General features: G+C 75.0%; 3 protein-coding genes and 1 pseudogene. All 4 read right to left on the reverse strand.

The features are described from left to right. Window positions 1–1,119: toll/interleukin-1 receptor domain-containing protein (locus CCN56_RS23820; RefSeq protein ID WP_256962115.1), on the reverse strand; the 1,119-nt coding region annotated here is incomplete at its 3' end. A 58-nt stretch (window positions 1,120–1,177) separates the two neighbouring features. Then, entirely contained in the window at window positions 1,178–2,476 is a 1,299-nt protein-coding gene (locus tag CCN56_RS23825) for an HEXXH motif domain-containing protein (RefSeq protein ID WP_179199966.1), read from the reverse strand. Between the two features lie 234 nt (window positions 2,477–2,710). Next, window positions 2,711–2,941, reverse strand: coding sequence for a hypothetical protein (locus tag CCN56_RS43370; RefSeq protein WP_086829839.1), 231 nt, complete (start codon window positions 2,939–2,941; stop codon window positions 2,711–2,713). A gap of 81 nt (window positions 2,942–3,022) precedes the next feature. Continuing rightward, window positions 3,023–3,838 (reverse strand): annotated as a pseudogene (locus tag CCN56_RS43375) (hypothetical protein); the annotation flags it as partial.

Here is a 3,838-nt window from a genome sequence, read left to right on the forward strand (position 1 = left end):
CCAGGCGGCCGCCTGGACGAGGGGCAGGGGTACGTCTCCGAACTCGGCGGCGACCTCGTCGGCCTCGGCCGCGGTGATGTGCGGGGCCCGGCGCATGAGGTAGCCGGTGGATTCGGCGCGGTCGAAGTTGCGGACGGGGAGCACGTCGGTGTGTTCGCGCCAGCCGAGGTTGCGGGAGGTGATGAGGACGTGTCCGGGTCCCTGCGGGACCATGACGTCGACGTCCCTGATGTCGTCCCAGCCGTCGAAGACGACGAGCCAGCGGCCGTGCGGGGCGCCGCGGCGGAGGGCTTCGCGGACGGCGCGGATGCGTTCGCCCGGCTCGCTGCCGGTGGGCAGTTCGAGGGCGACGGCGAGTTCGCCGAGGCGGTCGCGCTGGACGTTCCGGTCGTCGGAGCTGACCCACCAGATGACGTCGTAGTCAGAGCTGAAGCGGTGGGCGTACTCGGCGGCGATCTGGGTCTTGCCGATGCCGGACATGCCGAGCAGGGTGCACGCGGCGTTGCCGCGCTCGGCGTCCATGAGCCGTTCCTGGAGCTCGGTGAGGAGGTCGTCGCGGCCGGTGAAGCGCGGGTTGCGGCGGGGCACCTCGCCCCAGATGTCCGGCGGGGTCTCGGGGTAGCGGACGAGGGCGCCCGGCGCGATCCGCCGGGCGGGGGAACGGCGCGGTTCGATGCCCAGCCTGCTGAGGAGCCGGGCTTCGGCCTCCTCCTCGCCGACGCCCCAGAGGCTGACCGGTTCGAGGACGGCCGTGGAGGGGAGGAGGGTGCGGTTGGTGAGGTTGACGGCGGCGAAGCGGTCGGCCTGGCTCGCGACGAAGCTGCGCAGGACGTCGTTCCACTCGCCTGCGGGGCGGGGGCCGAGCTCGAAGAACCAGTCGTCGAGGACGAGGAGGACCTGGCCGCGGGCGAGGAGCAGGTCGCCGAGGGAGTCCTCCAGGGGGACTTCGCGGGGCGGGTCCCAGCGCTGCAGGGTGGCGCGGACGCCGTGGGTGTCGAGGCGCTGGTTGATCCAGGCCGCCCACGGCCGGTGGTAGCCGGGGAAGACGACGAGGACGTGTTCGGGGGCGGCTCTGCCACCGTGGTCCGCCGAAGCGCCGCCCGACCGCTGTTCCGCCATGTGTGCATCTCCCGTCCCGCTCACGCGCAACGCAGTGTCATGTGCTCTTGGCACAGTGTTACCCAAGGGCTCGCCGGCCGGAGCCGAGGCTCGCATGGTGCTGCCTCATTTGCCGGACGAACTCCCTTCCCTCGTTGGTCAGTTCATCGGATTCAAGCAGTACCGCAAGGGCTTCGGCCACCTGATCGTGGACATGGTCGAACTGTTGCGCGGACCGTACGCGCCACTGCCCGGGTACGCCGGAGGCGCGGGGGGCCCGGGCGGCCCGGTGCCACAGGTCGGCGAGCGCCAGGTGGGCGTAGGCGCCCTGGAGGACTCCGCCGACCGGCCTGAGGTCCCTGCGCCAGCCGACGCGGTAGGTGGGGGCGGGCCGGTCGGGCGGGTGGGACCGGTGGAGCGGGACCAGCTCATGGAGCATGGCGAGCTTGCTGTGCTGCAGTTCGTGGACGAGGGTCTCGGCCATGTCCACGGCACCGGCCGCGGGCGTCATGAGGACGGCCCCGGGCGCGGCGCTCAGTGTGACCCCGATGGACCTCGTCCCGCGCGGGACGAGCGGCACGACGACGTCCACCGAGCGGCCCACCTCGACCGCGCGGGCCCGGTCCGTCCCGCGCAGCAGACCGCGGGCCTCGGTCCAGCGGGCGGCCCAGCCGGCGTGGTCGGTGTCGGCGCGGTCGGCCGCGGCCCGGGACGGCATGCCCATGTCCGGCGGCAGCCGGTACGGGTCGAGGTCCTCCAACCGGGTCGCGCCGCCGGGCAGGGCGCGCAGCCCGCGCCAGCCGGGACCGCTGCCCGTCAGCCTCCCCCCGGGGCCGTGCCCGTGGCGGCGGAGCACGGCGCGGGAGCCCGTACCGTCCCCGCCCCCGATCCGTACCGAGCGGGATCGGGCGTCGATCCGGAGCCGCCCCGGACCGCCCGCCTCGACCCGCCCGACGCCTGGGAGCGGGAGCACCCCGCCGGGGGCCTCCACGACCAGGTCCACCGACAGCCCGGCGCGCAGGGCGGCGGTGACGGCGAGCAGTTCGAGATGGGCGAGGTGGCGGTCGAAGGCGGCTCCGGGCGGTGTGGTGAGCGCGGCGGCGAGCCAGGCCCCGGTGGTCGGGTAGTCGAGGACGGTGCGGACGACGTCCGGGTGGGCGCGCTCGGCCCGTTCGAGCAGCAGCCAGCCCGCCTCGAAGGCGCGCAGCGCCGGAGGCGCCACCGTCTCGCGGTGGCGCTGGACCCGCACCAGGAGGGTCTTGAGCAGGAGCAGTCGGCGGGCGTGCAGCCCGGCTCGCAGAAAAGACGCCCCGGCCGGTCCGGGGCGCGTGGTGGCGAGACCTGCGAGAACTGCCGGGTCCGGCGGGGCGGCGATCACTCCCGGCTCCGGACACCCGGGCGGCCGCCGGGCGGACCGGACGAGCGACCGAGGGGCGACCGGCCGCCGGGCGATCGACCGTCGGGCGACCGACCGTCGGACGACCGACCGTCGGACGACCGGCCGTCGGACGACCGGCCGCCGGACGACCGGCCGCCGGGCGACCGGTCGCCGGGCGTGGATACGGCCGAAATCGATCGCCCCGTACGGACGTCTCTCGGGTGCACCCGGCCGTCAGCCGACGAACTCGTCCTCCTGCCAGGACGCGACGAGATCCGAGGGGCGGAGCAGTACTCTCTCCACCGCCGCTCCGAGAGCGGCGTCGTCCATGACCCGCAAGGTCCGCAGGTCAACGACCGCGAGATCGGACAGTCGCGAAGACCTGACGACGTCCCGGCCGACACCGGTCGCCCACCCCGTGCGCTCGCACACTCTCGGCTCCTCCTCACCGAAGCTGTCCCCCACGGTCGTAGCGGTGCGGCGGTTCTTCCCGACGCCAGGAGACCGGAAACCCATTCGATTCAACTGCCCCCATGTGCGCCCCCGTTATCCAGCCGTCCAGGGCCACCACGGCGGTGCGACGCTGCGGCGCTCGTCGGGCGTGAGCGGCACACCCGCCTGCCCCCTGGCGCTCTCAAGACCGGCGAGCAGCGCCCGGGTCCGTTCGACGTCGTCCCAGTCGACCTCCACCAGCTCCCCGGTGAGCCGCCGCCACTGCTCGACCGCGGCCTGCAGCGCGGCCCTGGCCCGCCCCGGGCGGCCCATGAGGCAGAGCACCGCTCCCTGGGCGTGCAACGCGCGGGCGCCCGTGACCGTGCCCGGGGTGTCGCCGTGGGCGGCACGGGAGTCCTCGACGGCGTTCCGGTAGGCGGTGAGGGCGTCGCCGAGCCCGCCGTCCCGTGCGGTTTCGGCCAACTCCAGGCGCACCCGTCCCAGTTGCAGCCAGATCTCGGCACGCTCCCCCGGGTCGCCGGTGCCCCTGAGGGCCTGTTCCAGGAGGTGGCGGCTCTCGAAGAGGTCGGGCAGGAAGCCGGCGCGGTGGAAGCGGAGTGCGAGGACGCTGCCGATCAGGGTCCGCGCCGTGGCCCGCTCGGGCGCGCCGGCGGGCAGCCGGGTGAGTGCCTCGCGCAGCACCCCCTCGGCCCGGTCGACGGGGCCGGTGCCGGTGCCGGCTGCGGCACGCCGCAGCAGCGAGCCGCCCCAGGCCAGCAGGGTCCGGCCGCGCTGTTCGCTGTCGGCGGGGGCCAGCAGGGTGGCCTCCTCGTAGGCGGCGTCGGCGGCGGTGCCGTCCCCGGCCGTGTCGTACAGGCGGGCGCGGGCGGTGGTGAAGCGGAGCCGCAGGGCGCGGCCGTCGCCGAGGAG

The sequence above is a fragment of the Streptomyces sp. NRRL B-24572 genome, from assembly GCF_002156145.1.
Lineage (GTDB): Bacteria > Actinomycetota > Actinomycetes > Streptomycetales > Streptomycetaceae > Streptomyces > Streptomyces vietnamensis.